We start from the raw sequence: 25,880 nt of genomic DNA, 5'->3' as shown, positions 1-25,880 counted from the left end.
GATTCTGGGGCAGGGGGCGGCAACAGGCTGACGCGTGAGCGGTTCAGCCTCCTGGCGCGGGGTCGGGCCGGTCTCAGTCCTTGACAGCGCCGGCGGTCACGCCGGCGGCGACATAGCGCTGGGCGAGGACGAGGATGACCGCGGCGGGCAACGAGGCCACGACGGCGGTGGCCATGATGGCGTTCCACTGCTGGTTGTTGTTGCCGATGTAGTGGTAGATGCCGAGCGTGATCGGCTCCTGGGCGCCGCCGTTGACGAGGGTGCTGGCGAAGACGAAGTCGGACCAGGACCACAGGAACGCGAACAGGGACACCGTGACGACGGCGTTGCGGCTCATCGGCAAAACGACGGAGCGGAAGGTGCGCAGGACACTGGCGCCGTCCACCTGTGCCGCCTGGAGCAGTTCGCCGGGGATGCCCGACATGAACGCCGTGAAGATCAGGACGCCGAAGGGGACGGCCAGGGTGGAGTCGGCGACGATGAGGCCGGGGACGGACTGGAGGAGGCCGAGTTGGAGGTAGATGGCGTAGAAGCCCATCGCCATGATGATGCCGGGGATCATCTGGGCGGCCAGCAGGACGAAGTTCAGGATGCCCCCGCCGCGCGGGCGCAGCTTGGCCAGCGCGTAGCCGGCGGGCGCGGACAGGACCACGGTCAGCACGACGGTGCCCAGGCCGATGACGAAGCTGGTGCCGAGGTAGGGCAACTGCTCGTCCAGGACGGTTCGGTAGCCGGCCAGGGTGCCGTGGAGTGGCAGCAGGCCCGGGGGGCTCTTGCGCATGTCCTGGTCGCGGGTGAGGGAGACGTTGAGCATCCAGTAGACCGGGAAGAGCATGACCGCAGTCAGCACCAGGCCCACGGCCGTCTTCCACCACGTACGGCTTCGGTTCATGACAGTGCCTGCTTTCGCTGGACTCTCAGGTACACCAGGCCGAAGACCAGGGCCGCGACGACGAGCAGGTTGCCGACGGCCGCTCCGGGGCCGAAGGCGGGCAGCAGGTTGCCGAATCCGAGCTGGTAGGACCAGGTGGCGAAGGTGGTGGACGAGTCCGCCGGGCCGCCCTTGGTCATGATCCAGATGATGTCGAAGACCTTGAGGGTGTAGACCAGCCCCAGGAGCAGGGTGATCGCGGACACCGGACGCAGCAGCGGGAAGGTGATGTTCCAGAACCGGCGCCAGGCACCCGCCCCGTCGAGCGCCGCGGCCTCGTACAGGCCGACTGGGATGGACTGCAGGCCGCTGTAGAGCACGACCAGGTTGAACGGGATGCCGATCCAGACGTTGGCGATGATCACCGAGGCCAGCGACCAGGTGGGTGACGTCAGCCAGTTCACCGGTCCGACGCCGATGACGTGCAGGGCGGCGTTGACGACACCGGAGTCGCTGTTGAGCATCCACGACCAGGTGGAGGCCGACACGATCAGCGGCAGCAGCCAGGGCACCAGGAACAGGGCCCGCAGGGTGGCCGACAGTCGGAAGTGCTGGTTGAAGAAGACGGCGAGGGCCAGCCCCAGGGCGTACTGGAAGATCAGGCACACGGCGGTGAACACGGCGGTGTGGAACAGGGCCGGGGCGAAGGTCGGGTCGGCGAAGACGGTGTGGTAGTTCTTCAGGCCGGTGAACGGCGCGTTGCCCTCAACGAAGGAGCGGACGGTGTAGTTGCGCAGGCTCAGGTCGATGTTGCGGTACAGCGGATAGGCGTAGAAGAGGGCGAGATAGAGGGTCACGGGGGCGAGGAACCCCCAGGCGGCCCACTGTGTGGAGGTGGGGCGGCGGCGCTTCGTTCCGCGAACCGGGGGCGGGTCGGCGGTGACCGCGCCGGCGTGGACGCGCACGGACCGGGGGTCCGGCAGCTGTGTCGTGTGTTTCATGAACGGCCCTTGCGGTCGGGCTACTTGACGGCGGACTGGGCCGCGGACAACGCGACCTTGGGCGACTTGGACCCGCTGAGGGCGGACTGGACGGCCTTCCACATCTGCTCGGAGATCTTGGGGTACTTGGTGCCCAGGTCGTCACTGGTGCGGCCCTTGGCCGCCTTGACCGCGTCCACCCACGGCTTGAGTTCGGCGTTCGCGGCCACCTGCTTGGCCTGGACCTCGCCGGTGGGGGCAACGTAGGACAGCGTGGTGTCGGTGTTGTAGAGGTTGTCGGTGCTGGTCAGGCAGGTCGCCAGCTTCTGGGAAGTGGCGTAGCGGCCGGTGTCCTTCTGGACCGGTATGGTCACGAACTCACCGCCGACCGCGGCGGCGGCTTTGCCTCCGTTCGCGCCGGGAACGGGCAGCACGCCGTAGTCGAGGCCGGCCTTCTTGGCGGCTGCGAGTTGCCAGGTGCCGTTCTCGCTGAACGCGTAGTCGCCGCTGGCGAACTCCTGCCAGCTGGTCGTCTGGGTGTTGTTGAGCACCGAGTTCGGGGCGTAGCCGTTCTTCAGCCAGTCCGTCCACAGGGACAGGGCGGACACGGCCTGGGCGGAATCGAGTGCGGTCAGCTTGGCGCCGGCGCCCCAGAACCACGGCAGGAACTGGAAGTTGCCCTCCTCCGTGCCGATCGCCGAGAACGTGATGCCCTTCTTGCCCGCCGCCTTGACCTTCGCCAGTGCCGCGGTCAGCGACGGCCAGTCCTTGACCGAGGAGATGTCCACCCCGGCCTGCTTCAGCACCTTCTTGTTGTAGTAGAGAGCGAGGGTGTTGGCACCGATCGGAGTGCCGTAAGTTTTGCCGCCGGACTGGCCGGCCGCGAGCAGGTTGGCGTCGACCTTCGAGGGGTCCAGCTTGTTCTCGTCGGTCGTGGTGAGCACACCCGCCTCGGCGAGCGTCGAGACCACCGGGTTGTCGACGACGAGGACATCCGGCGAGTTGCCCTGCTGGGCCGCCAGCAGGGCCTTGTTCCCCAGGTCGCTGGTGTCGAAGCCGGTCCGCTTGACCGTCACCCCGGCCTTGCTGCCGCACTGGTCCAGCAACTTGCCCCAGGCCGAGTTCCTGTCGAACTGCGGATAGGGGTCCCAGATCGTGTACGTGCCGCTGCCGGCGCCCACGGTGGCGCTGCTGCCCGAGCCGGTGGAACAAGCGGTGGCGGTGACGGCCACGGCCAGGGCGGTCAGGGCGGCCGCGGTCAGCCGGCGCTGCCTGGAGAAGCTGTTCATCGAGGTTCCTTTGTTCTGGACATACGGGTGCCGAGTGTTCTGGACATACGGGTGCCGAGAGCATGGGTGATGAGGAGAGGGCGGCGTGGCGAACGGCCCTGCCGCACGGTTCGGTGCGACCGGTGATGTGAGGAGGTGCGCGTGGATACGGTCAGGACGTGGTGTCGGTCCCGTCGCCCGCGATGTGCGGGTTTCCCGCGGGTCCCGTACTCGCCCGCAGAGAGATCGGCGGCGCCAGGAGGTGGTGGCGGGGCGGCGTGCCGGGGCGGCCGAGCCGCTCAACGAGCAGGTCGACGGCGTGCCTGCCCATCTCCGCCGCCGGTACGTCCGCCGCGGTGAGCTGGGGGGTCACCGTCTCCGCCCATCGGGCGGCCACGACTCCGGTGACGGAGAAGTCGCGCGGCACATGGCGGCCGGCCTGGGCGAGCCCCCGGTAGAGACCGCCCAGCGCGGCCTCGTTCAGGGTGACCAGTGCCGTGGTGGCCGGGTCGTCGTGCAGGATCCGTTCCAGGCATGCCTGGCCGGAGGCGGCGTCGTCCCCGCAGCAGTACGTGCGCACCGTCAGCCCGCGCTCGGCCGCGGCCTTGGTGAAGCCGTCAAGACCCCGGTGCGCGGATTCGTACCCGGCTTGCAGCAACTGCTCGGGCCGGTTGACGAAGGCGACCCTGCGGTGGCCGAGATCCGCCAGGTGGTGGACGCACGCGGCCGCCAGCGCGGTGTGGTCCAGGCCGACCCACCAGCCGCTTTCGGGATCGGCGGTGCGGCCGATGGCGACGGAGGGGAAGTCGAGCGCGGCCAGGTGATCCACCCGGTCGTCCACCAGCCTGATCTCCATCAAGATCGCCCCGTCGACGCGCCGCTCCCCCAGCAGCCGCTGAAACGAGCGGTCGGTGTCCACACCGCTCGGTGACAGCAGTACGTCGTAGTCGTATGCCGCGGCGGCCTCCACCACACTGCCGATGAAGTCCAACTGCATGCCCGTGTAGTGGTTGCCGGCCGGCGGGAACACCAGGCCGATCGTGCTGGTCCGGCCGTTGGCCAGGGCTCGCGCGCTGGCGTTCGGGCGGTAGCCCAACTCGTCGATGACCTCCTGGATCTTCCGGCGCGTGTCGTCCGACACCGGACGCTTGCCGCTCAGCGCGTAGGAGACGGTGGAGCGCGAGACACCGGCTCGCCGGGCGATCTCACCGATGTTCACGACGACTCCTTGCTCGAACCGGTTCGACACCTCGAAGGAGGGAACGTCCACCGGTCGTGAGGGTGCGGTTTGCGGGACGAGCGAGGCCCGGCTGTCGAACCGGTTCGCATGAAGGAACGTAGAAACGACCTCTACGACTGTCAATACCCCGCGCACACTTTCCCGAGCACGGAAATCGACGCGCGAGAACCCCACGCCGCGGGTATTGCTGGCCGGTTGTCCCGGTGCTAACTTCCTCGAACCGGTTCGACGGAGGTTTCCCAGCTCCTCACGAAGCGTCGCCCTCGGTGGTGTCGAAGGGGGTGCGGTAGGAGGGGGTGCGGGTGCGGAGCGTCAGTTCCAGGGTCAGCCGGATCCTGGTGGACGGCGGGAGCTCGACGCTGATCCAGGTGCCGTCGACGGTCACCGTGGCCTCGGTGACGGTCGGTTCGCGGTGGCCGTAGTCGTACAGGTCGCCGATCCAGGAGGGATCCTGACAGACGGTGTACCGCACGTCCCTGATGGTGTGTTCGGCACAGGCACCGGCTTGCACGATGACGGCGCGTGCGGTGCGGGGGTCGAGGTTGACCAGTTCGACGGTGGTCGCGGCGGGGTCGATGGCCGTGACCAGTGCGGCTACTGACGGCGGGAGGCCGGGGCGACCGGTGTGGGCGTCGTAGTGACGGAGGCGGGCCTGCTGGAGGCCGCCGTTGTAGATAACCTGTGGTCCGCCCCAAGTGAGCTGGACCAGGGCCTCGGTGACCACCGGGTTGGACTGCTGCCACAGGTGGATGTCCTCCTCGGGGACGTCCAGGTCGCGGTAGCGCTCCATCCGCGCGAGGCGGTGGCGCACCTGGGCCTGCGCGGCGGCCAGGATCCGTCCCGGGTAGCCGGGGTTGTCGCCGGCCAGGAAGGCGAACCAGGGCTCCTCGTGCCCCGCCTCCTCCTTCGTACGGAACGGGCGCACCGTACGCCAGTCGATGCCGCCGGCCTCGCGCATCCGTTCCAGGCGCTGCCGGTCCGTCTCGGACGCGCTGTGGTGCCACAGCGCTGTGGGGACGGCGGTCAGCGGCGGGTTGAAGTCGAACCAGCCGCGGTCGCTGTGCCGGAAGGGCACGTGCAGGGTGGGAGTGTCCACGTCTTCGGCGAGCTGGGCGCTCCACCTCGAACGCAGGCTGGAGTCGGACTCGTTGAAGGTCATGGTCCTGCCGTGGGCGAGGACGGTGTCCAGGGCCGGACGGACCATGTCGAGGAAGCCTTCGTCGCCGGTCGCGGCGACGGCCGCCAGGGCCGCCACCAGGGCGGCTTGGCCGACGCTGTACCAGCCGTGGGGCCAGCTCCAGCCGTAGTGCCCGCCGTACCAGCGGCCGTCCAGTTGGCTGCCGACTTCGCCGTCGGTGCCGACGTTGTCCGGAATGATCCCGTCGTTGGCTGCCGCACGCTCCCGCCAGGCGCCGACGTAGTCGATGATCCAAGTGCGGTAGCGCTCCTCGCCGGACAGGATCCAGGCGTTGAGGACCAGTCCGGCCGCGGCGAGGTTGACCGCGGTGTCGCCGCTGCCGATCCTGCGGCGCATCTCCTCGCCTAGACGCGGGTCCTGGGACAGCTCGGGTTCGGGTGTGCCTTCCGGGAGCGTCCAGTCGAGCGGGAATCCGTACATCCGGGCTTCCTCGGGCAGCCACGGGTAGGCCTCGCCGTCGGACAGGCCTTCCCGCTGGGGGTCGCTTCCGTTGTGCGGGCGTCGGATGACGCGGTGCTGGGGGTCGTAGTTGCCGTGGGCCGGATCGACGTAGAGGTCGGCGAACCGCAGGGCGCGCTCCGACCAGCGCTCGGGGGCGGCCATCGACAGGAAGTAGAGCAGCAGCAGGCTCTCGCCCTGGTGGAACCAGTCGTAACCCCGTTCGTACTCGGCGTGGAGCATGCCCAGCTCGGTCAACTGCCGGGTGACGCCTTCCCAGTGGCGCTCGGCGGCCGCCAGCAGATCGTCCGCGCCGCCGAGCAGGTAGAGCTGCGGCCAGTTGAAGAAGACTTCGTAGAAGTCGTCCACGCCGTCACGCGAGGTCAGCGCGCCGCTGTAGTTCAGCCGGCCGTCCTCGCCGGTGAAGTCCTTCGCGAACCGCCGCCAAGCGTGGTCGAGGAGGTCGAACAGGTCTCGCTGCGCGATGGCCCAGCCCGGTGGCTCCAGCAGCGGAACCGAGGCCGTGACAGCGGGAATCGACGGTGGCGGCCCCGTTTCGGCAGGGGTGTGGGACATGCGGAGGTCTCCTTCGGCGGCGCTGCGGCAGGGAAGACGGCGGCGGGCACGAGGCCGGGCGGACCACGACCTGGTGGCTCAGGACTTCGTGGACCCGGCGAGCATTCCGGCGATCAGGAAGCGCTGGGAGAAGAGGAACACCACCAGGACCGGGATGATCGCCACCAGTGTGGCCAGGGCCAGTTGGGGACGCTCGACCGCGAGCGCGCCGACGGTCGGGTTGAAGGAGGGCACGCTGTCGAGGAGGGTGCCGAGGCCGACCTGCACGGGCATCTGGTCGCTCTCGGGGAGCATCACGTAGGGCAGGAAGTAGTTGGTCCAGTTGGCGACGAAGCTGAAGAAGCCGACCAGTGCCACGACCGGGGTGGCGAGCGGCAGCGCGACGTGCCGGAAGACCCCGAACTCCGAGCACCCGTCGATGCGTGCCGCGGCGAGCAGGTCCTTGGGGACGGCGGTGCTGAAGTAGATGAAGGTCAGGTAGACGCCGAACGGGTAGAACGAGTACGGCAGGATGACCGACCACATGGACCCGATCAGATGGACCGCGTTGACTTCGAGGAACAGTGGCACCACCAGGGTGGCGGTCGGCATCAGCATCACGATGAGCGTGGCGATCAGCAGCACGCGCCGGCCCCGGAACTCGGTCATCGCCATGGCGTAGCCGGCGGGCACGGCGACGCACAGGGTGATGGCCAGGGCGAGGCCGGAGTAGAGCGCGGAGTTGCGCAACCACAGCAGGAGCACATCGTCCTGGAAGCCGGTCAGCGCTGCCCAGTTGGCGCGCAGCGCGTGCCAGGAGCCGAAGGACAGCGGATTGCCGTGCACCAGCTGCTCGTCCGATTTGGTGGCGGCCAGCACGAGCCACAGCAACGGCAGCACGAAGAACAGCAGGAACAGGGCGAGCACCACCGCGATGAGCAGCCGCGGACCCGCCGGCCTGCGGACCGGGCGTGCTCGGCGGCGGGTCATCGGGCCCCGCGACTCAGGTGTTGGTACGGGGGTGACGGAGGGCCTGACGGTGGCGTACGGCCTGATGTCATTCGGCATCGAAGAACCCCGACCGTGCGACGAAGACCGTGGCGACCACAAGCCCGACGACCAGGAGCTCGACGGAGATGGCGGCGGCGCCGTTGACGTTGTTCATCTGGAAGGCGAAGTCGTACGAGAGCTGGTTGGGCGAGTAGTCCCGGCCGGCCACGCCCACGCTGGCCTGGGACAACAGCTGCGGCTCGACGAACAGCTGGGTGCCGCCCGCGAAGGCCAGGATCACCATGTAGACGATCCACTTGCGCAGCATCGGCACTTGGATGTGCCAGGCGGTGTGCCACGCACCGGCGCCGTCGATCCGGGCGGCTTCCAGTACCTCGGTGGGGATGTTGTTGAGCGCCCCGTACATCACCACGATCCAGCCGCCCGCTCCGGTCCAAAAGGCGATGAGGGCGAAGAGCAGTGGCAGGTGGCCGGGTGCGATGACCTCGCCGAAGGTGGCGTAGCCGAGCCGGCGCAGCAGGAAGGCGACCGGGCTCACGGTGGGGTCGAGCATGAACAGCCAGATCATCACGCTTGCCGCGCCCGCCAGTGCGCCGGGGACGTAGAAGAGGAACCGCAGAGCCCTGCGCGTGCCGTGTGAGGCCAGCCGGTGCAGCAGCAGTGCCAGGGCGACGACCAGGATCACGAGCAGGGCGAGCCAGAACACCAGGTAGAGGGCGATGTGTTCGACGGCAGGCAGGAAGCGGAAGTCCTGTGCGGTGGTGGCGAAGTTGTCGAACCCGGTGAAGGCGCCGTCCGCGGTGGTGAAGGCGAAGTAGATGGCGTAGCCGGTGGGAACCACCCCGAACGCGGCCAGCAGGACGACGTATCCGGCGACGAAGAGGCAGGTGGTCCGGCTTCGTCGGGGAGCGCTGCCCACACGGTCTCCGGCGAAGCCGATTGTGCGCGTGGGCGTCGTCACTTGGAGACCTTGTATCCGTCGGCCTGGGCGTACTTCCCGATGGCGTCCTGCCAGGCGGGGAGCAGGGAGACGATCGTCTTTCCGGCGGTCAGACCGGGCTTGACGGTGGACGCCCAGATGGCCTCCTGGCTGAACTGGCCGGAGCCCCAGCCCGGCCAGACCTGCGTGGCAGCGTCCTGGAGTGGCTTGGTGATGTCGTCGGCGTAGTAGCCCTGGGACTTCTGGGCGGCCAGCCAGGTGGCGGCGGCCGGGGCGTAGGCGGGATACCCGGGAGCGACCTTGCCCTGGTAGTCGTCGGAGGTGGTGACCCAGGTCAGGAAGTGGGTGGCGGCCTTGATGTGCGCCGAGTGGGCGGACAGCAGCCAGGTACCGCCGCCCACGTTGCCGGTGGCCGGGCTGGAGTCGTCCTTCCACTGCGGCGCCGGGGCTGCGGCGATCTGACCGGCGGGAATCTTGAAGGTGTCCCTGAACAGGGCGCCGCCGAACCAGGCCGGGCCGGGCATGAGCAGCACCTTGTCGGCCTTGTTCTTGCCGAAGTCGGTACTGAAGACGCCGCTGGTCGACATCGACTTGTTCGTGATCAGGCCGTCCATGAGCTCGGCCATCTTGGTGCAGTCGGTGCTGGTGGTGTTCACGGAGACGGCTTTGGGGCCGGTGATCCGATTGGCACCGCACTTGCTCGCCCACAGGTAGATCTCCGGTGCGAAGGAGTCGCCCGCGTCGCCCACCAGGTAGCCGGGGTGTTCGGAGGCGACCTTCTTGCCGAGGGCGGCGTACTGCTCCCAGGTGGTGGGCAGTTGGTAGCCGAACTTGTCCAGCAGCTTTTTGTTGTACCAGAGGACGCCTTGCGAGAGGTCGTTGCGCAGGCAGTAGAGCGTGCCGCCGACGGTGCACACGTCGTTGGCACCGGAGGCGAACTTGCCAAGGGTCGAGGCGGGGACCAGGCCCTTGTTGAGCGGGGCGGTGAAGCCGGCCTGGACCGCCCAGGTGACTTCGTTGTTCTGCGAGCTGAAGACCACGTCGGGCCAGCCCTTGCCGGTGCGGTTGAAGAGCTGGACCTTGGTCTGTAGGTAATGGGACCCGTTGGCGTCTCCGTCGTAGGTGACGATGTCCATCTTCACCCCGGGGTTCTGCTTCTGGTACAGCTTCGCCGCGGCCAGCCGGGTCGAGTCCACCCACACGGTCAGCGCGCCGCCGCTGTCCTGAGCGACCTGTCTGAAGCCGTCCTTCGTGGTGGTCTTTCCATTGATCGCGCTGCCGCTCGTACAGGCTGCGGCGGTCACCAGGGTCAGCACGGTGCAGGAGGCCACCACGGCGCCCCGGACACGGCGGCTGCCCTGTCCGTTCGCGCCGCCGGCGGTGCCGGCCGTTTTCACCATGAGCCTTCTCCGCTCCGTTGTGTGTCCACCGGCAGGGGGCAGCAGGTGAGGGGCAGCCTGGGATGAGTCATACACATGGCCTGATCCGTCAACGTCCTTGCCGACGACGGGAGTACGGGCCTCTCGGCGGTAATTAGGCTCCCGACCCACTGGCCGGGTCAAGAGGATGAGCACACCTATTTCCGTCGGGATCCAGCGATCCCGGCCGAAACTTCGCCCCATTTATTCGCTCTATGCCGACAGGCGACAGGGTGACGCCGACCCTCAAGGCCCAGCGTCGCAGCCGCCGAAGGCACCCGCGTCGTCGCACGCGCTCCTCGCCCTCTCGGAGATGTACAGGCTTATTTTCCCGGCCCCTTGTTCGTTGTCGAACTCGGCGGGAGGATGTATCAGATCCATAGCGAGCGAGAACAACGGAGAAGCGAGGCTTCCGTGACGGGCACAGTGAGAGGACCGGCGGGCGGCAGCGCGGAGGAGGCTCCGTACCGACCCGGGTACGAGGTGGCAGCGGAGCAACTGCTCGAACTCATCGCGTCCATGGATCTGCGGCCTGGCGACCGTCTGCCCACGGAGCTGGAGCTTGCCGGGCGGCTCGGAACGAGCCGCACCGTGGTCCGTGAAGGCGTCAAGATCCTTTCTGCGCTCGGCCGGGTCCGCGCGCAGAAGGGCCGGGGGCTCTACGTCGCCGACGACCCCGGCATGCTGGGTTCGGGGCGATTCGGCGGATTCTTCCTGCCGACCAACCTCGACCATCTCTTCATGCTCTTCGAGTTCCGCAGAGTCCAGGAGACCGAGGCGAGCCGACTGGCCTCGGTCCGGGCCACCCCCGTCGAGCTGCGCGCCATCGAGAAGGCGGCCGACACCTGCCGCCGCGCCTTCGAGTCCGGCGACGTCGAGCTGTTCGAGCAGGGTGACGACGCCTTCCACACCGGTATCGCCGCCGCGGCTCACAACGCCTTCCTGTCCGTGGCGGTGCAGGAGGCGCGGCGATTGCAGAGCCAGTCGGGCGTCATCGCACTGCGCGGCACGCTGGGCGGGCACGGGGCGGCCGCCATCGAGGAACACGACGCGATCTTCCACGCCATCAAGGACGGCCGCCCCGAGGACGCAGTCCTCGCGGCCGCCACCCACATCGACAACACCCTTGAGGACTATCGCAAGAGAATTCAGCAGCGCGTCTTTGGCTGATGTCCGCGAGATTCCTGACGGCCGCGGCTCCACTTCGCTGTGGCAGTGCGGTCGATAGGTCCGCGGGGGCGGGCCGCGCCTACGGCATCACAGAACGCCGGCCACCTGTTTCGCGAATGGCGCTGGGCCGGCGCTCCAGCACTCACCGGCGCCAGAGGGGTGGCCTGCTCGCCGGCCGTGGTGCGCCCGACCCGACAAGAGGTGACCGGGTGTCATGAGTGCGCGGGAAACGACGTCACACCAACGGTCAGCGTCATGAGTTCCGCGTCTCACGCACCACCGCAAAGTGTGAAGCGAACCGATTCCATGCAAGCGCTTCGACTGGATGGTACGACCGGCGGGGTACGGGGTCAATGACGTACCGCTGAGCGAAGACGACGCCAACGAGCGGGCCAGGCACGCCACTTCGGTGAACGTGCTCCGAACTGGTCTCAGATCAGCGGTGTTTGGAGGCTGCGTACCTGGTCAGCGTACTGCCGACAGGTTCGCCGGGGTGACATGGGCGGGACCCTCGAACGCACTCCGCGCGACCCACCACGCCGCCGCTCGACCGCCGCTGTACCGGACCGGCATGGTGCGTCGATTGCCCCCGTTCCGGGGGAATCAGCCATCGAACCGATTCCGCGAACGTCCGCAACAGTGGGCTCCCAAACCCTTGACAGCTCCGCGGAATCGGGAGCACCGTCTCCTCCCGAAACCTCTCTGCAATCCCACTGCAATCACGGCGCGTTCATGCGCTGCCGCATCAATGGCGCCATCAGCACAACCTGACTGGGTCACGCCTGCACGGTAGGGAGATGGGATGGGAACCCCACGTACAAGTCACCACATGCTGTCCGGGCGCGGTGGCGTCCAACGGCTGCTCGCAGCGTTACGGCGCCGTGGCGGCCCGGACAAGCTGCCGGATCGGGCACATGTCCCTCCACCGGTGCGCTCGCCACGCTCTCGGCTGAAGACGTTCGCCCTGGCGGGGGCCGCGGCCGCGCTGGTCGTCGGCGGGCTGGCCGGTGCCACGGCCACGGCCGGCCCGGCCCGCGCGGCCACATCAGGGCCGTGTGACATCTACGCGGCAGGCGCCACACCCTGTGTCGCGGCGCACAGCACGACGCGCGCGTTGTACGCCGCGTACAACGGGCCGCTCTACCAGGTCCGGCGCTCCTCGGACAACACCACCCGGGACATCGGCGTCCTGAGCGCGGGCGGGTATGCCAACGCCGCCGCGCAGGACTCCTTCTGCGCCGGGACCAGCTGCCTGATCACGATCGTCTACGACCAGTCGGGCCGGGGTAACCACCTCACCCAGGCACCGGGAGGCGGTGCCGCGGGCGGCCCCGACAACCTCGCGAACGCGACCGCCGCACCCACCACGGTGGGCGGTCACAAGGCCTACGGCGTCTTCGTGGCGCCCGGTACGGGTTACCGCAACAACCACACCAACGGCGTCGCGACCGGGGACAACCCCGAGGGCATGTACGCGATCTTCGACGGCACGCACTACAACGGCGGCTGTTGCTTCGACTACGGCAACGCCGAGACGAACAGCAACGACGACGGCAACGGCACCATGGAAGCCATCTACTTCGGCAACATCAAGGTGTGGGGCTACGGTTCGGGCAACGGTCCGTGGATCATGGCCGACCTGGAGAACGGCCTGTTCTCCGGGGTGAACCAGCACTACAACGCCAACGACCCGACCATCAACTACCGGTATACGACCGCCATCATCAAGGGCGGCGCGAACCACTGGGCGATCCGCGGGGGCAACGCCCAGTCGGGCGGCCTGTCCACCTTCTACGACGGGCCGCGTCCCAACGTCGCGGGCTACAACCCGATGCGCAAGCAGGGTGCCATCATCCTGGGCACCGGCGGCGACAACAGCAAGGGCGCCCAAGGCACCTTCTACGAGGGCGTGATGACCTCCGGCTATCCGTCGGACGCCACCGAGAACGCGGTCCAGGCCAACATCACCGCGGCCGGATACAGCAACGCCGCCGGCAGTACGGGTACCGGCGCGCTGCACGCGGTGGGCGCGAACAAGTGCCTGGACGTACCGAACTCGTCCACCACAGCCGGCACACAGCCGCAGATCTGGGATTGCAGCGGCAGCGCCAACCAGACCTGGACCCGCACCTCCTCCAACCAGCTGACGGTCTACAGCGGCAGCAGCCAGATGTGTCTGGACGCCTTCGACAACCAGACCACCGCCGGCACCAAGGTGGTGACCTGGCCGTGCAACGGCGGCGCCAACCAGCAATGGCAGCTGAACTCAGACGGCACCGTCACCGGCATCCAGTCCGGGCTCTGCCTCGACGTCACCGGCGCCTCCACGGCCAACGGCGCCCTGGCTGAACTCTGGCCGTGCGACGGCGGATCCAACCAGCAGTGGCGCCTCAACTGACCTGAAGGGCCCCCGCCCGTGGCCGGCTCACCGTCGGCCGCGGGCCGCACTGGCCACCGGACGCGTGCGCCCGCATGCCCGCTCGCCACCAGATCAAGGCGCCCACATACCCGGCCCCGGCCCGTACCCGCCACCAGATCAGGGCGCCCGCACGCCCGGCAACAGGCCATGCGCGCCAGAGGCGCCCCTACTCAAGGATGACCATGCCCAGACCCAGAGTGCTCCGCGACCGCTGGGCCGTCCCGGTAGCTCTGCTCGCCCTGCTCGCTGCCGTCGCCACAGCGGGGACCGCGAGCGCGGTACCGGCCGAACGCCAAGCAGCGGCCGTCGCACTGTACGTGGCTCCGGGCGCGGCGCCGGGCGGGGACGGCAGCGCCCAGCAGCCGTTCGCCACCATCGACCAGGCGCGGCAGCCCGCGCACCGGCTCTCGGCCGATTCGGACGTCGTGGTGAACCTGGCCGGCGGCACCTACCGGCAGTCCAAGCCGCTGGCCTTCGGCTCCGAGGACGGCGGCCAGAACGGTCACACCATCTCCTACCAGGCCGGGTCCGGGCAGCAGCCGGTCGTGACCGGCGCCCAGCAGGTGACCGGCTGGCGGGTACAGGACCAGACGAACAACATCTGGTCGGTCCACGTCGGCACGGGTGTGAACACGCGCCAGTTGTACGTGAACGGCAAGGAGGCACCGCGGGCGGCGATCCAGGTGTCCCGCTCCGACTTCGCCTTCACCCAGACCGGCCTGACCATCACCAACTCCGCTCTCAACTACCTGTCCGGCCTTTCGGACCAGAACCATATGGAAGTCGAGAGCCTCAACTCCTTCACCGACCGCTACGCGCCGGTCCAGTCGATCAGCGGCAACACCATCACCATGCAGCAGCCGGCATGGAACAACAACTCCTGGGGCTACGACACCATCAACGCGCCGTTCGCCGGTGGGACGATGTATCTGGAGAACAACTACTCGTTCCTGAGGCAGGCCGGACAGTGGTACCTCAACTCCTCGACCGGTGACCTGTACTACCGGGCCCAGCCGGGCCAGAATCCGGGCAGCCTCGACATTGAACTGCCCCGGTTGCAAAGCCTGCTCGGCATCAGCGGCAGCTACGGCGCACCCGCGATCGGTCTGCGGTTCACCGGCATCCGGTTCACCGGAACCTCCTGGCTCGGCCCGAGCGGGTCCGACGGCTACGCGGACCAGCAGAGCGGCGCGCACATCACCGGCGCCTACCCGATGCCGGCGGACTGGCTGAGCAGCTGCAAGTCGGGGTGCCCGCAGTTCGAGGCCACGCGTAACCACTGGTCGCAGATGCCCGCTGCCGTACAGGTCTCCGCCGCCGCGGGCATCACCTTCTCCGGCGACACGTTCTCCGAACTCGGGCAGGCCGGCCTTGGGGTGGGCAACGACGGCGTCGCCACGGCCTCCGGTACGGGGCTCGGCGCGAGCGGCATCACCATCACCGGCAACACGTTCACCGACGACGCCGGCAGCGGCATCCAGGTCGGCGGGATCCAGCCGGACGCGCACCACCCCAGCAACTCGCAGATGACCAACCAGAACATCATCATCAGCAACAACCGGGTCAGCGGGGTGGGCACCGACTACAAAGAGACCGCGGCCATCCTTTCCACCTACGTCACGAACGCGACGATCACCCACAACCAGTGCGACCACCTTCCTTACGACGGGATCGACATCGGCTGGGGCTGGGGCGCCAACGACCCGGGCGGCAGCCAGGACTACGTCAACCGCGGCACGTACAACTACCAGCCCGTCTACAGCACTCCCACGACGCTGAAGAACAACACCGTCTCCTACAACCTGGTCTTCAACACCAAGAACTCGATGTTCGACGGCGGCAGCATCTACAGCCTGTCCGCGAACCCCGGCTCGGTGATCTCCGACAACTACATGTACGACAACCGTCACACCACCGCGCTGTACCTAGACGAGGGCTCCCGGTATCTGACCGTCTCGAACAACGTGGTGCAGGACGCCGGTACCTGGGCGTTCACCAACGCCAACGGGAACAACCACACCGACGACAGCACGTTCTCCGGAAACTGGTACAACGGCGGCAACACGTACGTGGCCACCGGTTCTCCGCACAACAACGTCCTCACCGGCAACGTCCAGGTCAGCGGTACCAACTGGCCGCAGGGCGCGCAGCGGGTCATCCAGCAGGCAGGCCTCCAGTCGTCGGCCGGCGGCGGCTTCCCCACCGGCTACCACCGGTTGGTGATCGGCAGCGACGGTCTGTGCGTGGACGTGTACGGCAACTCGGGCAGCACGGGCGCCGCGATCGACCAGTGGACGTGCAACGGGCAGGGCAACCAGCAGTTCCAGTTCGTGCCCGTCTCGGACGGTTATGGGCAGTTGCAGGCGCAGAACTCCGGGGAGTTCGTGACGGTGTCGGGCGGCTCCACGGCCGCCGGTACGCCCGACATCGTGCAGCAGGCGTCCAGCGGCGCATCCAGCCTGTGGCTGCCGGTGCAACAGTCCGACGGCTCATACGCCTTCCAGAACCTGAACAGCGGGTTGTGCCTGGACGTCCACGGTGCCGGCGGCAACCTCGGCCAGCAGCTCGACCAATGGCCCTGCAAGAACACCGCCGGCACCAACCAGGACTTCACCCCGCGCTGACCGGCGGGCGCCCGCACCAACTGACGGTTCGTTCACCACACCCACTGTCCCCCACCAGTGAGGAACGCTGATGAAGAAGTACTGGATGCCCTTGGCCGCGGCGCTGACGGCCGCGATCGGCCTGAGCGGCGCGTTGCCCGCGGCAGCCGCGACCGGCGGCAAGGCACCGTCCGCCACCGGGGCCGCCGCCGCGCCCGCCAGCCTACGGCTGATGCCGTTGGGTGACTCGATCACCTGGGGCGTCGGCAGCCCGTCCGGGAACAGCTACCGGGGCTTCCTGTGGAACCAACTGACGTCCGAAGGACACGGCCTGGACTTCGTCGGCTCGGGCCGCAACGGCACCATGTCCGACCCGGACAACGAAGGCCACTCCGGCTGGCGCATCGACCAGATAGCAGGCATCGCGGACTCCGTGCTTGCCCGGTACCGGCCCAACGTGATCACCCTGGAGATCGGCACCAATGATCTGAACGGCGGCTCTCAGGCTGAGCCCGCCGCCGAACGGCTCCACGCGCTCATCGACCAGATCACGGCCGACGCCTCTGACGCGACCGTCCTTGTCGGCACCGTGATCGTCTCCACCAGCAGCACCGAGGAGGCCACCCGCCCCGCGTTCAACGCCAAGCTGCCCGGCATCGTTCAGGCCGAGCAGGCTGCCGGCAAGCACGTACGCCTGGTGGACATGAGCGCGCTGACCACCGCGGACCTGTCCGACCCCTTGCACCCCAACGACAGCGGCTACACCAAGATGGCGGACGCCTTCAACGCCGGGGTCCAGGCCGCGGACGCGGCAGGCTGGATCAAGCCGCCGGTCTCCGCGGGCGGGCCTGTGCATTCCGGGGTCGCGGGGAAGTGCCTGGACGTCAACGGCGGCAACAGCGCCAACGGGACAGCCGCGCAGATCTGGTCCTGCAACGGCGCCGACGCGCAGTGGTGGTCCGCGCGCTCCGACGGCACCCTGCGGGCGCTCGGCAAGTGCCTCGACGCCACGGGCGGTGGTACCGCCAACGGCACCAAGATCGAGATCTGGGACTGCAACGGCGGAACCAACCAGCAATGGCAGGCGTACAACGGCGGTTACCGCAATCCGGTCTCCGGCCGCTGCCTCGACGACCCCGGTGCGTCCACCACCGACGGTACGCAACTGGTCCTGTGGGACTGCAACGGCGGAACCAACCAACAGTGGACCAATGTGCCGGTCAGCTCCGTAACACGACTCGACCGCAGCACCGTCTCGTGACCGGTGCCCCCATCCCCCACACACACGAGGAGAGCGATCCTTCATGTCCTGGCCCAACAAGGAGCCCCGTCTCCACAAGGCACTGAGCTTGTCCACCGGTTTGGTGGCCGGCACGGTACTCGCCCTGACCGGTCCGGCGAGCCCCGCCGCACACGCCGCATCCGGCACGCTGGGCGCGGCAGCGGCCGGCAGCGGCCGCTATTTCGGCACGGCCGTGGCTGCCGGGAAGCTCGGTGACTCGACGTATTCGACGATTCTCGACCGGGAATTCAACATGATCACCCCGGAGAACGAGATGAAGTGGGACACCACCGAACCGTCCCGCGGCAACTTCAACTTCGGCCCCGCCGACCAGATCGTCAACCACGCCACGGCGCACGGCCAGCGCATGCGCGGCCACACCCTGGTGTGGCACTCGCAGCTTCCGTCCTGGGTCAGTTCCATAGGCGACGCGAACACCCTGCGCGGTGTGATGGACAACCACATCACCACGGAGATGACCCACTACAAGGGCAAGATCTACGCCTGGGACGTCGTCAACGAGGCCTTCGCCGACGACGGCAGCGGCCAGCACCGCAGCTCGGTGTTCCAGAACGTGCTGGGCAACGGCTTCATCGAGGAATCCTTCCGCACCGCCCGCTCCGCCGACTCCTCGGCCAAACTCTGCTACAACGACTACAACATCGAGAACTGGTCGGACGCCAAAACCCAGGGCGTCTACAACATGGTCAAGGACTTCAAGTCGCGCGGCGTACCCATCGACTGCGTCGGATTCCAGAGCCACTTCGGCGCCGGCGGCCCGCCCGCAAGCTTCCGCACCACCCTGGCCAACTTCGCCGCCCTCGGCGTCGACGTCCAGATCACCGAACTCGACATCGCCCAGGCATCACCGACCGCCTACGCCAACACCGTCCAGGCATGCATGAACGTCGCCCGCTGCACCGGCATCACCGCGTGGGGAATCAGGGACAGCGACTCATGGCGGACGGGAGAGAACCCGTTGCTGTTCGACAACAACGGCAACAAGAAGGCGGCCTATGGCGCGGTCCTGTCCGCGCTCGGCGGGAGTACGGGGAACTCCGGCGGCATCGTCTCGGGCACCGTGTACTCGCTGAGCGATGTCGCCGCGGGGCGGGTGTTGGACGCGCCGGCCGGACAGACGGCGAACGGCACGTCCTTGCAGATCTGGGACGCCAATGGCAGTGCCGCGAATCAGCAGTGGCGGGCGAGTCAGAACGGCGACGGCTCCTACACGTTCACGAACATCGCCAGTGGACGCGTTCTGGACGAGCCGGGTGGCCAGACGGGCAACGGCACTCGGATGGAGATCTGGGACGCCAACGGTGGTGCCAACCAGCACTGGCAGGCGAGTCGGAACGGCGATGGTTCGTACACCTTGACCAACGTCGCTTCCGGCCGGGCGCTTGAGGTCCCCGGCGGACAGAGCGCCAACGGGGCCCCGGTCCAGGTCTGGGACTCCAGCGGCGGCGCCAACCAGCACTGGAACCTCAAGTGAGGTAGTCGGCGCCGACGCGCGCGCCGCCCGCCGGATCGCTGCGGCAGGACGAGAACGGCCACCGCGTCCGCCGCCACCGCCCGGCGGGGGCGCCACCGCGAGCGCCGGCAGGCTCCACACACCCGAAGGACCGCCCCGAGACCCGTCCAGGGAGTAGATGGCATGGCCATGATCTTCGTGAGAGCAAGACGCCTATTGCCCCCGCTGTCGCGGCCGGTCATACGCAGGACGCTGGCACTCACCTTCTCGGTCGCGCTCCTCGCGGTGACCGCCCCGTTCCTCTCCCCCGCCGTGGCGCAGCCCGCCGCCGCGTTGAACAACGCTCTGGCGCAGACCCCGCAGATGGGCTTCAACGACTGGAACGCGTACGGCTGCAACGTGTCCGAGGCGCTGATCAAGTCCACCGCGCAGGCGATGCACACCAACGGCATGCAGGCGGCGGGCTATGCGTACGTCAACATCGACGACTGCTGGATGACGCACAACCGCGATTCCGGTGGCCACCTGGTACCGGATCCCGCCAAGTTCCCCGACGGCATCAAGGGCACCGCGGACTATGTGCACTCGCTGGGACTGAAGCTGGGGATCTACGAGGACGCGGGCACCGCGACCTGTGCGGGGTATCCGGGCAGCCTGGGGCACGAGGCCACGGACGCGAAGTCGTTCGCGTCGTGGGCCGTGGACTACCTGAAGTACGACAACTGCAACAACAACGGGGTGCCGGCGCAGAGCCGGTACACCACGATGCGGGACGCCCTGGCGGCCACGAACCGGCCGATCCTGTACAGCCTGTGCAACTGGGGGCAGGAGAACGTGTGGACCTGGGGCGCGGGCGTGGGCAACAGCTGGCGTACCACCGGCGACATCAGTGCGAGTTTCTCCAGCATGCTGTCGATCTTCCACAGCAACGTGGGACTCGCCTCGTACGCGGGCCCCGGCCACTGGAACGACCCGGACATGCTGGAGGTCGGCAACGGCTCGCTGACGGCCACCGAGAGCCGCAGTGAGTTCAGCCTGTGGGCGGAGATGGCCGCGCCGCTGATCGCCGGCACCAACATCGCCTCGGCCGGTGCGGACACGTTGTCCACGCTGACCAACTCCCGGGTGATCGCGGTCGACCAGGACGCCCTGGGCAGACAGGGCACCATGGTGTCGTCCTCGGGCGGCCTGGACGTGCTGGCCAAGCCGCTCGCCAACGGGGACGTCTCGGTGGCGCTGTTCAACGAGACGGGCTCGACGGCGACCATCACCACCACCGCGGCCGCCATCGGAAAGAGCGGGGCGTCCGTCTACACGCTGACCGACCTGTGGTCGGGGGCGGCGTCGACCACCTCGGCCACGATCAGCGCCTCGGTGCCGGCCCACGGCACGGTGATGTACCGGGTCGCGGGCGGCACCAGCGGCGGCGGCGGCACCAGCGTGACCGGTGCTTTGCACGCGGTGGGTGCGGACAAGTGCCTGGACGTACCGAACTCCACCACGACCGCCGGCACCCAGGTGCAGATCTGGAGCTGCAACGGCGGGGCCAACCAGACATGGACGCGCTCCACGTCCAACCAGCTCGCCGTCTACTCCGGAAGCGGCCAGATGTGCCTGGACGCCTACAACAACCAGACCACCGCCGGGACGAAGGTGGAGATCTGGCCGTGCAACGGCCAGAGCAACCAGCAGTGGACGCTGAATTCCAACGGCACGGTCACCGGCGCCCAGTCCGGCCTCTGCCTGGACGTCACCGGAGCGGCCACCGCCGACGGAACCCTCGCCGAACTGTGGACCTGCAACGGCAGCGGCAACCAGCAGTGGGCCCTGCGATGAGTGCCCATCCTCCGCCTCGGTGGGCCCCACCCGCGGACAGCCGGGCCCCCTCCCGTCGCCCAACGGCAGATGTGGTGTCGCCGCGTGGCGGCACCACCACAGAGGAGGTCTTCATGCACAAGCCTGCAACGCGACACCGGCGAAGGCGATGCACGGCCGTGATCCTCGCCGTCCTGGCGATGGTCGTGGCCGCGTTCTGCACACCGGCGTTCGCCACGACCGCGCACACCGACTCGGCCGCCATCCACCTCCCGGCGGCCCACTCCGCGAACGCCGCCGCGGCCGGTGCGTCGCTTCCGTGTGACATCTATGCCGCGGGCGGCACGCCCTGTGTGACGGCGCATTCCACCACCAGGGCGCTCTTCGCGTCCTACAACGGGGCGCTGTACCAGATCCAGCGAGCCTCCGATCGCGGCTACCGCGACATCGATGTGCTCAGCGCGGGCGGGTACGCCGACTCCGCGTCCCAGGTCTCGTTCTGTTCGGGCACGTCGTGCACGATCACGAAGATCTACGACCAGAGCGCCAGGCACAACGACCTGCCGATCTCCTGGGGCGGCTACTGGAAGGGCCCCGGCCCCAACGGTTTTGACATCGGGGCCGACGCCATGGCCCTGCCGGTGACCGCGGCCGGCCACCAGGTCTTCGGGGTCAAGGTCACCCCCGGCGTCGGCTACCGGCTCGACCACGCGAGCGGCGTGGCCACCGGTTCCCAGCCCGAAGGCATCTACATGGTGACGTCGTCGAACTACACGAACCAGTGGTGCTGCTTCGACTACGGCAGCGGTGAGAACTCCCACACCGACACCGGCAACGCCACCATGAACGCCATCTACTGGGGCAACGCCTGCTGGTTCGGCGGATGCACCGGCAGCGGCCCATGGGTCGAGGCCGACCTGGAGAACGGCATGTTCCACACCAACACCGGCTCCAACAAGGATCCCAACAACCCCGGTGTGCACGCCCCCTTCGTCAGCGCGTGGCTGAAGAACAACGGCACCAGCAACTTCACTCTCAAATACGGCAACGGAACCAGCGGCGGTCTGACCACCACCTTCTCCGGCCCCTTGCCGAACGGCTACTCGCCGATGAAGGTCGACAGCTCGGTCCTGCTCGGCACCGGGGGTGACAACAGTCCCAATGGCGTGGGCGAGTTCTTCGAAGGCGCCATGACAGCGGGTTACCCCTCCGACGCCACCGAGAGCGCCGTCCAGGCAGCCATCACCGCTGCCGGTTACGGGGTGGGCAGTGGAGGTGGCACGATGGGCGCGTTGCGCGCGGCGGGTGCGGGCCGGTGTCTGGATGTGCCGAACTCGTCCACGACGGCGGGGACGCAGACTCAGATCTGGGACTGCAATGGCCAGGCGAACCAGGCATGGTCCCAGACCTCCTCCCACCAGCTCACCGTGTACGAGGGCAACAGCCGCCTGTGCCTGGACGCCTCCCACCAGGGCACCACACCCGGCACCAAGGTCATCACCTGGCCCTGCAACGGCCAGAGCAACCAGCAGTGGAACCTCAACTCCAACGGCACCCTCACCAACGCCCAGTCCGGCCTGTGCCTGGACGTCACCGGCGCCGCGACCGCCAACGGCACCCCCGTACAACTGTGGACCTGCAACGGCAGCAGCAACCAGAAGTGGACGCGCGACTGATCCGGTGACCGGCCGACGGTCACCAACTCCCGTACCACCTCCGTCAATTCCCCCGAGAGGCCCCACATGTCTTCCTCGTCCCTGCCCCTCAGCAGGCGCCGACTGCTGGCGGCGGCCGGCGCGGCCACGGCTTTCGGGCTGCTGAGGTTCGCCCCCGAGGCCGCCGCGACCGAAGGCCCCAAGAGCTACAGCGCGAGCTGGTCCTCCGTGGACCAGCACCCACCGGCCCCGGCCTGGTTCCAGGACGCCAAGTTCGGCATCTACTACCACTGGGGCGTCTTCAGCGTTCCGGCGTTCGGGAACGAGTGGTATCCGCGCAACATGTACATCGGCGGCTCGAACGAGAACAAGCACCACATCGCCACCTACGGCGACCCCTCGGTGTGGCCGTACAACAACTTCATCGACGGTGCCCGCGACAAGGCCGGCAACCACGTCCAGTTCGCCCCCAAACCGGCCTCCCAGGGCGGCAATTGGGATCCGGACGCCTGGGCGCGGCTGTTCAAGGCCGCGGGCGCCAGGTTCGCCGGGCCGGTCGCCGAGCACCACGACGGTTTCTCCATGTGGAACAGCCGCGCCAACCCGTGGAACTCGGTCCAGCACGGTCCCAGACTCGACCTGGTGGGGCTGCACGCGCGGGCCATCCGCGGGCAGGGGCTGAAGTTCATGGCCTCGCTGCACCACGCCTACCACTTCAACGGTTTCTACGACCACGTGCCGAACCAGTCGGACCCGGCGCTGCGCGTCCTCTTCGGCCAGCAGGGCCCGGCCGCGGAGAACAAGCTCTGGTACGACAAGTTGGTCGAGGTCATCGACGGCTACCAGCCGGACCTGGTCTGGCAGGACTTCGACCTGAGTTTGGTGCAGGAGCCCTACCGGCTCCAGTTCCTCGCGCACTACTACAACCAGGCGGTCTCGTGGAACAAGGACGTTGCCGCGACCTACAAGGACGGCCTCGACAACAAAGGCGAGGTCTTCGACTTCGAGCGCGGCGGCCCGGCAGGGCTGCTCACCCCCTACTGGCTGACCGACGACAGCATCTCCTCCTCCAGCTGGTGCTACACGGAAGGCATCGGCTACTACTCGACGCAGGCACTGCTCCACTCGCTGATCGACCGGGTCAGCAAGGGCGGCAGCATGCTGCTGAACATCGCTCCGATGGCCGACGGCACCATCCCCTCCGGGCAGCAGTCCATCCTGCTCGCCATGGGCGACTGGCTCGGCCGGTTCGGAGAGGCGGTCTACGCGACCCGCTCCTGGACCAGTTATGGCGAGGGGCCCACCAAGATGGGCGGAGGAGCGTTCAGCGGGCCGGTGGCCGGCAAACCGCACGACGTCCGCTTCACCCGCAGCCAGGACAACAAGGTCCTCTACGCCACCGCGCTGGGCTGGCAGGGCGCCACCATGACGATCACGACGCTGAACTCGAACCAGATCAACCTCAGCACCCTGACCGGCGCCAAACTGCTGAACCCAACCGCCGGCACCTACACCGACCTGCCTGCCCCGACCCAGGACGCTTCCGGCCTGCACCTCGCCATGCCCTCGTCCAACCCGCCGTTCAGCGCCCTGGCGTATACGGTCAAGCTCACCTTCTCCGGTGAGATTCCCGTCCTGGGCGCGCCGGGCGGTTCCACGACGTGGGTGAAGATCGCCAACGTGGCCAGTGGACTGGTGCTCGACAGCGGGGGCAACGTCGCCTCTGGCTCCAACCTCAAGCAGTGGAACTACGACGGCAGCACCAACCTGCAGTGGCAGCTGATCGACCTCGGCAACGGCTACCACCGCATCATGAACCGCACCAACGGCATGGTCGCCGACAGTTGGGGCAACTCCGCCAACGGCGCTCCGGGCCGCCAGGCGGCGTGGAACGGCGGCAACAACCAGCAGTGGTCGCTCAACAACCTCGGCGGCGGGCGCTACCAGATCGTCAATCGGGGCACCGGCACCGCGCTTGACGGCAGCGGCAGCACCACGGCCGGTTCGACCACCGTGATGTGGACGCCGAACTCCAGCACCAACAACCAGTGGACCTTCACCGGAATCTGAACTGCCACAGCGGCGACGCGGTCCGGCTCACGCTCCCTGCCCATCCATCGGTTTCGGAAGAAGGCTGTATGAAACGTACGTCGCTCTTGATGTCCATCGCGGCCGCGCTGCTTCTCGTCCTGTCAGCCGCGGGCACCTCGTTCAGCAGCGGCCTTGGCTCGACCGCGGCGGCCACGACCACCGGCGCCGTCGGAACGACCGCCGGCTGCGGCAGGGCCCCGACGCTGACGAGTGGTACACACACGATTCAGAGCGGCGGCCAGACACGCAGTTACATACTGCGCGTCCCCGCAGGCTACGACAGCAACCACCCCTACCGGCTGATCTTCGGTTTCCACTGGCGGGGCGGCACGGCTGCCGATGTCGACTCGGGCGGAACGGACGGGTACAACTGGTCCTACTACGGCCTGCGGCGCCTGGCGGACAACGCGAACAACAGCACGGTCTTCGTCGCCCCCCAGGGCAACGGCAACGGCTGGGCCAACCCCGGCGGCCAGGACGTGGCCTTCGTCGACGCCATGGTCAGCCAGCTCGAAGCAGGTCTGTGCGTCGACACCACGCAGCTGTTCTCCGCCGGCTTCAGCTACGGCGCCGCGATGTCGTACGCACTCGCCTGCTCCCGGGCGACAGTCTTCCGCGCGGTCGCGGTCTACTCCGGCGCGAACCTCAGCGGGTGCAACGGCGGGACCCAGCCCATCGCCTACATGGGTCTGCACGGCCTACGTGACAACGTGCTGCCCATCTCCTCGGGGCGGGAACTGCGCGACTCCTTCGTCCGGACGAACGGCTGCACTCCGCAGAATCCGCCCGAGCCGGCCTACGGAAGCCTGACGCACATCATCACCACCTACTCCGGATGCAGGTCCGGATACCCCGTCGTCTGGGCCGCGTTCGACGGCGCGGGCCACGACCCCGGCCCCATCGACGGTTCCACCGGCGACGGCTGGCACACCTGGACATCGGCAGCGGTGTGGCAGTTCTTCACACAGTTCGGCTCGAATCCGTCACCGCCCACCGACAACCAGAAGATCGTCGGCCAGCAGTCGGGACGCTGCCTCGACATCAACAACTCGACCACGGCCAACGGCACTCAGGCGCAACTGTGGGACTGCAACGGCGGTTCCAACCAGCGGTGGACCCACACCGCCAGAAAGCAGCTGGTGGTGTACGGCAACAAGTGTCTGGGCACCTCCGGCCAGGCAGCGGGCAACGGCACCCCGGCGGCGATCTGGGACTGCGGCGGGCAGCCGGACCAGCAGTGGAACATCAATCCCGACGGCGCGATCACAGCCGTGCAGTCGGGGCTCTGCCTGGACGCCAACGGCCTGGGGACCGCCAACGGGACGAAAGTCCAGCTGTGGAGTTGCACGGCCGGCGCCAACCAGCGCTGGCACCTGCTGAGTTGACCCACCGGGGCCGGGCAGCTGTGCGAGCCCGGCCCCGCCGATCTCGACGCACCACCACACCGGATCT

General features: G+C 68.1%; 16 protein-coding genes and 1 pseudogene. 9 read left to right on the top strand and 8 right to left on the bottom strand.

The window, feature by feature from the left end; translation table 11 throughout:
- Nucleotides 1–73: 73 nt before the first annotated feature.
- From OG522_RS34305 to OG522_RS34270, 8 genes are all read right to left on the bottom strand, one after another.
- Nucleotides 74–892, bottom strand: a complete 819-nt coding sequence (locus OG522_RS34305) for a carbohydrate ABC transporter permease (RefSeq protein WP_329466941.1) — start codon at nt 890–892, stop codon at nt 74–76.
- Nucleotides 889–1,872 (bottom strand): carbohydrate ABC transporter permease, encoded by a 984-nt coding sequence (locus tag OG522_RS34300; protein WP_329466940.1) that lies wholly within the window; start codon nt 1,870–1,872, stop codon nt 889–891. Before OG522_RS34300 ends, OG522_RS34305 begins: the two co-directional genes overlap by 4 nt.
- A gap of 20 nt (nt 1,873–1,892) precedes the next feature.
- Nucleotides 1,893–3,140 (bottom strand): sugar ABC transporter substrate-binding protein, encoded by a 1,248-nt coding sequence (locus OG522_RS34295; RefSeq protein WP_329466939.1) that lies wholly within the window; start codon nt 3,138–3,140, stop codon nt 1,893–1,895.
- Between the two features lie 151 nt (nt 3,141–3,291).
- The gene (locus OG522_RS34290; RefSeq protein WP_329467847.1) at nt 3,292–4,338 is read right to left on the bottom strand and encodes a LacI family DNA-binding transcriptional regulator; all 1,047 of its coding nucleotides are present in this window, start codon (nt 4,336–4,338) and stop codon (nt 3,292–3,294) included.
- Nucleotides 4,339–4,606: 268 nt separating this feature from the next.
- Nucleotides 4,607–6,571, bottom strand: coding sequence for a hypothetical protein (locus tag OG522_RS34285; protein ID WP_329466938.1), 1,965 nt, complete (start codon nt 6,569–6,571; stop codon nt 4,607–4,609).
- A 78-nt stretch (nt 6,572–6,649) separates the two neighbouring features.
- Complete coding sequence (locus OG522_RS34280) at nt 6,650–7,540, bottom strand: carbohydrate ABC transporter permease (protein WP_329466937.1); 891 nt, start codon at nt 7,538–7,540, stop codon at nt 6,650–6,652.
- A 67-nt stretch (nt 7,541–7,607) separates the two neighbouring features.
- The gene (locus tag OG522_RS34275) at nt 7,608–8,501 is read right to left on the bottom strand and encodes a carbohydrate ABC transporter permease (protein WP_329467846.1); all 894 of its coding nucleotides are present in this window, start codon (nt 8,499–8,501) and stop codon (nt 7,608–7,610) included.
- A 17-nt stretch (nt 8,502–8,518) separates the two neighbouring features.
- A complete protein-coding gene (locus tag OG522_RS34270; protein ID WP_329466936.1) occupies nt 8,519–9,901 on the bottom strand; it encodes an ABC transporter substrate-binding protein in 1,383 nt (460 codons plus the stop codon).
- Between the two features lie 432 nt (nt 9,902–10,333).
- On the opposite strand from OG522_RS34270, the gene OG522_RS34265 reads away from it, so the two are divergent.
- From OG522_RS34265 to OG522_RS34225, 9 genes and pseudogenes are all read left to right on the top strand, one after another.
- A complete protein-coding gene (locus OG522_RS34265; protein ID WP_329466935.1) occupies nt 10,334–11,089 on the top strand; it encodes a FadR/GntR family transcriptional regulator in 756 nt (251 codons plus the stop codon).
- Nucleotides 11,090–11,891: 802 nt separating this feature from the next.
- Nucleotides 11,892–13,487 (top strand): arabinofuranosidase catalytic domain-containing protein, encoded by a 1,596-nt coding sequence (locus OG522_RS34260; protein ID WP_443074783.1) that lies wholly within the window; start codon nt 11,892–11,894, stop codon nt 13,485–13,487.
- A gap of 203 nt (nt 13,488–13,690) precedes the next feature.
- A complete protein-coding gene (locus OG522_RS34255; RefSeq protein WP_329466933.1) occupies nt 13,691–16,132 on the top strand; it encodes an RICIN domain-containing protein in 2,442 nt (813 codons plus the stop codon).
- Between the two features lie 70 nt (nt 16,133–16,202).
- Nucleotides 16,203–17,372 carry a ricin-type beta-trefoil lectin domain protein gene (locus OG522_RS34250; protein WP_329466932.1) on the top strand — a complete coding sequence of 390 codons (1,170 nt, stop codon included), beginning with the start codon at nt 16,203–16,205 and terminating at the stop codon, nt 17,370–17,372.
- A gap of 43 nt (nt 17,373–17,415) precedes the next feature.
- Nucleotides 17,416–18,885 (top strand): annotated as a pseudogene (locus tag OG522_RS34245) (endo-1,4-beta-xylanase); the annotation flags it as partial.
- A 171-nt stretch (nt 18,886–19,056) separates the two neighbouring features.
- The gene (locus OG522_RS34240; protein WP_329467845.1) at nt 19,057–20,703 is read left to right on the top strand and encodes a glycoside hydrolase family 27 protein; all 1,647 of its coding nucleotides are present in this window, start codon (nt 19,057–19,059) and stop codon (nt 20,701–20,703) included.
- 113 nt (nt 20,704–20,816) lie between these two features.
- Complete coding sequence (locus tag OG522_RS34235) at nt 20,817–22,358, top strand: arabinofuranosidase catalytic domain-containing protein (protein ID WP_329466931.1); 1,542 nt, start codon at nt 20,817–20,819, stop codon at nt 22,356–22,358.
- 66 nt (nt 22,359–22,424) lie between these two features.
- A complete protein-coding gene (locus tag OG522_RS34230) occupies nt 22,425–24,407 on the top strand; it encodes an alpha-L-fucosidase (RefSeq protein ID WP_329466930.1) in 1,983 nt (660 codons plus the stop codon).
- Between the two features lie 89 nt (nt 24,408–24,496).
- Complete coding sequence (locus OG522_RS34225; RefSeq protein WP_329467844.1) at nt 24,497–25,813, top strand: ricin-type beta-trefoil lectin domain protein; 1,317 nt, start codon at nt 24,497–24,499, stop codon at nt 25,811–25,813.
- Nucleotides 25,814–25,880: the final 67 nt, after the last annotated feature.

It is taken from the genome of Streptomyces sp. NBC_01431 (assembly GCF_036231355.1).
In the GTDB taxonomy this organism is placed as follows: Bacteria; Actinomycetota; Actinomycetes; order Streptomycetales; family Streptomycetaceae; genus Streptomyces.
Note: the sequence above shows the minus strand (reverse complement) of the source record. Positions and strands in the feature narration are given on the sequence as shown.

Coding starts and splice junctions, on each gene's coding strand:
- OG522_RS34305 (WP_329466941.1), bottom strand. CDS start 892: ATGAACCGAAGCCGTACGTGGTGGAAGACGGCCGTGGGCCTGGTGCTG.
- OG522_RS34300 (WP_329466940.1), bottom strand. CDS start 1,872: ATGAAACACACGACACAGCTGCCGGACCCCCGGTCCGTGCGCGTCCAC.
- OG522_RS34295 (WP_329466939.1), bottom strand. CDS start 3,140: ATGAACAGCTTCTCCAGGCAGCGCCGGCTGACCGCGGCCGCCCTGACC.
- OG522_RS34285 (WP_329466938.1), bottom strand. CDS start 6,571: ATGTCCCACACCCCTGCCGAAACGGGGCCGCCACCGTCGATTCCCGCT.
- OG522_RS34280 (WP_329466937.1), bottom strand. CDS start 7,540: ATGACCCGCCGCCGAGCACGCCCGGTCCGCAGGCCGGCGGGTCCGCGG.
- OG522_RS34270 (WP_329466936.1), bottom strand. CDS start 9,901: ATGGTGAAAACGGCCGGCACCGCCGGCGGCGCGAACGGACAGGGCAGC.
- OG522_RS34260 (WP_443074783.1), top strand. CDS start 11,892: ATGGGAACCCCACGTACAAGTCACCACATGCTGTCCGGGCGCGGTGGC.
- OG522_RS34255 (WP_329466933.1), top strand. CDS start 13,691: ATGCCCAGACCCAGAGTGCTCCGCGACCGCTGGGCCGTCCCGGTAGCT.
- OG522_RS34250 (WP_329466932.1), top strand. CDS start 16,203: ATGAAGAAGTACTGGATGCCCTTGGCCGCGGCGCTGACGGCCGCGATC.
- OG522_RS34240 (WP_329467845.1), top strand. CDS start 19,057: ATGATCTTCGTGAGAGCAAGACGCCTATTGCCCCCGCTGTCGCGGCCG.
- OG522_RS34235 (WP_329466931.1), top strand. CDS start 20,817: ATGCACAAGCCTGCAACGCGACACCGGCGAAGGCGATGCACGGCCGTG.
- OG522_RS34230 (WP_329466930.1), top strand. CDS start 22,425: ATGTCTTCCTCGTCCCTGCCCCTCAGCAGGCGCCGACTGCTGGCGGCG.
- OG522_RS34225 (WP_329467844.1), top strand. CDS start 24,497: ATGTCCATCGCGGCCGCGCTGCTTCTCGTCCTGTCAGCCGCGGGCACC.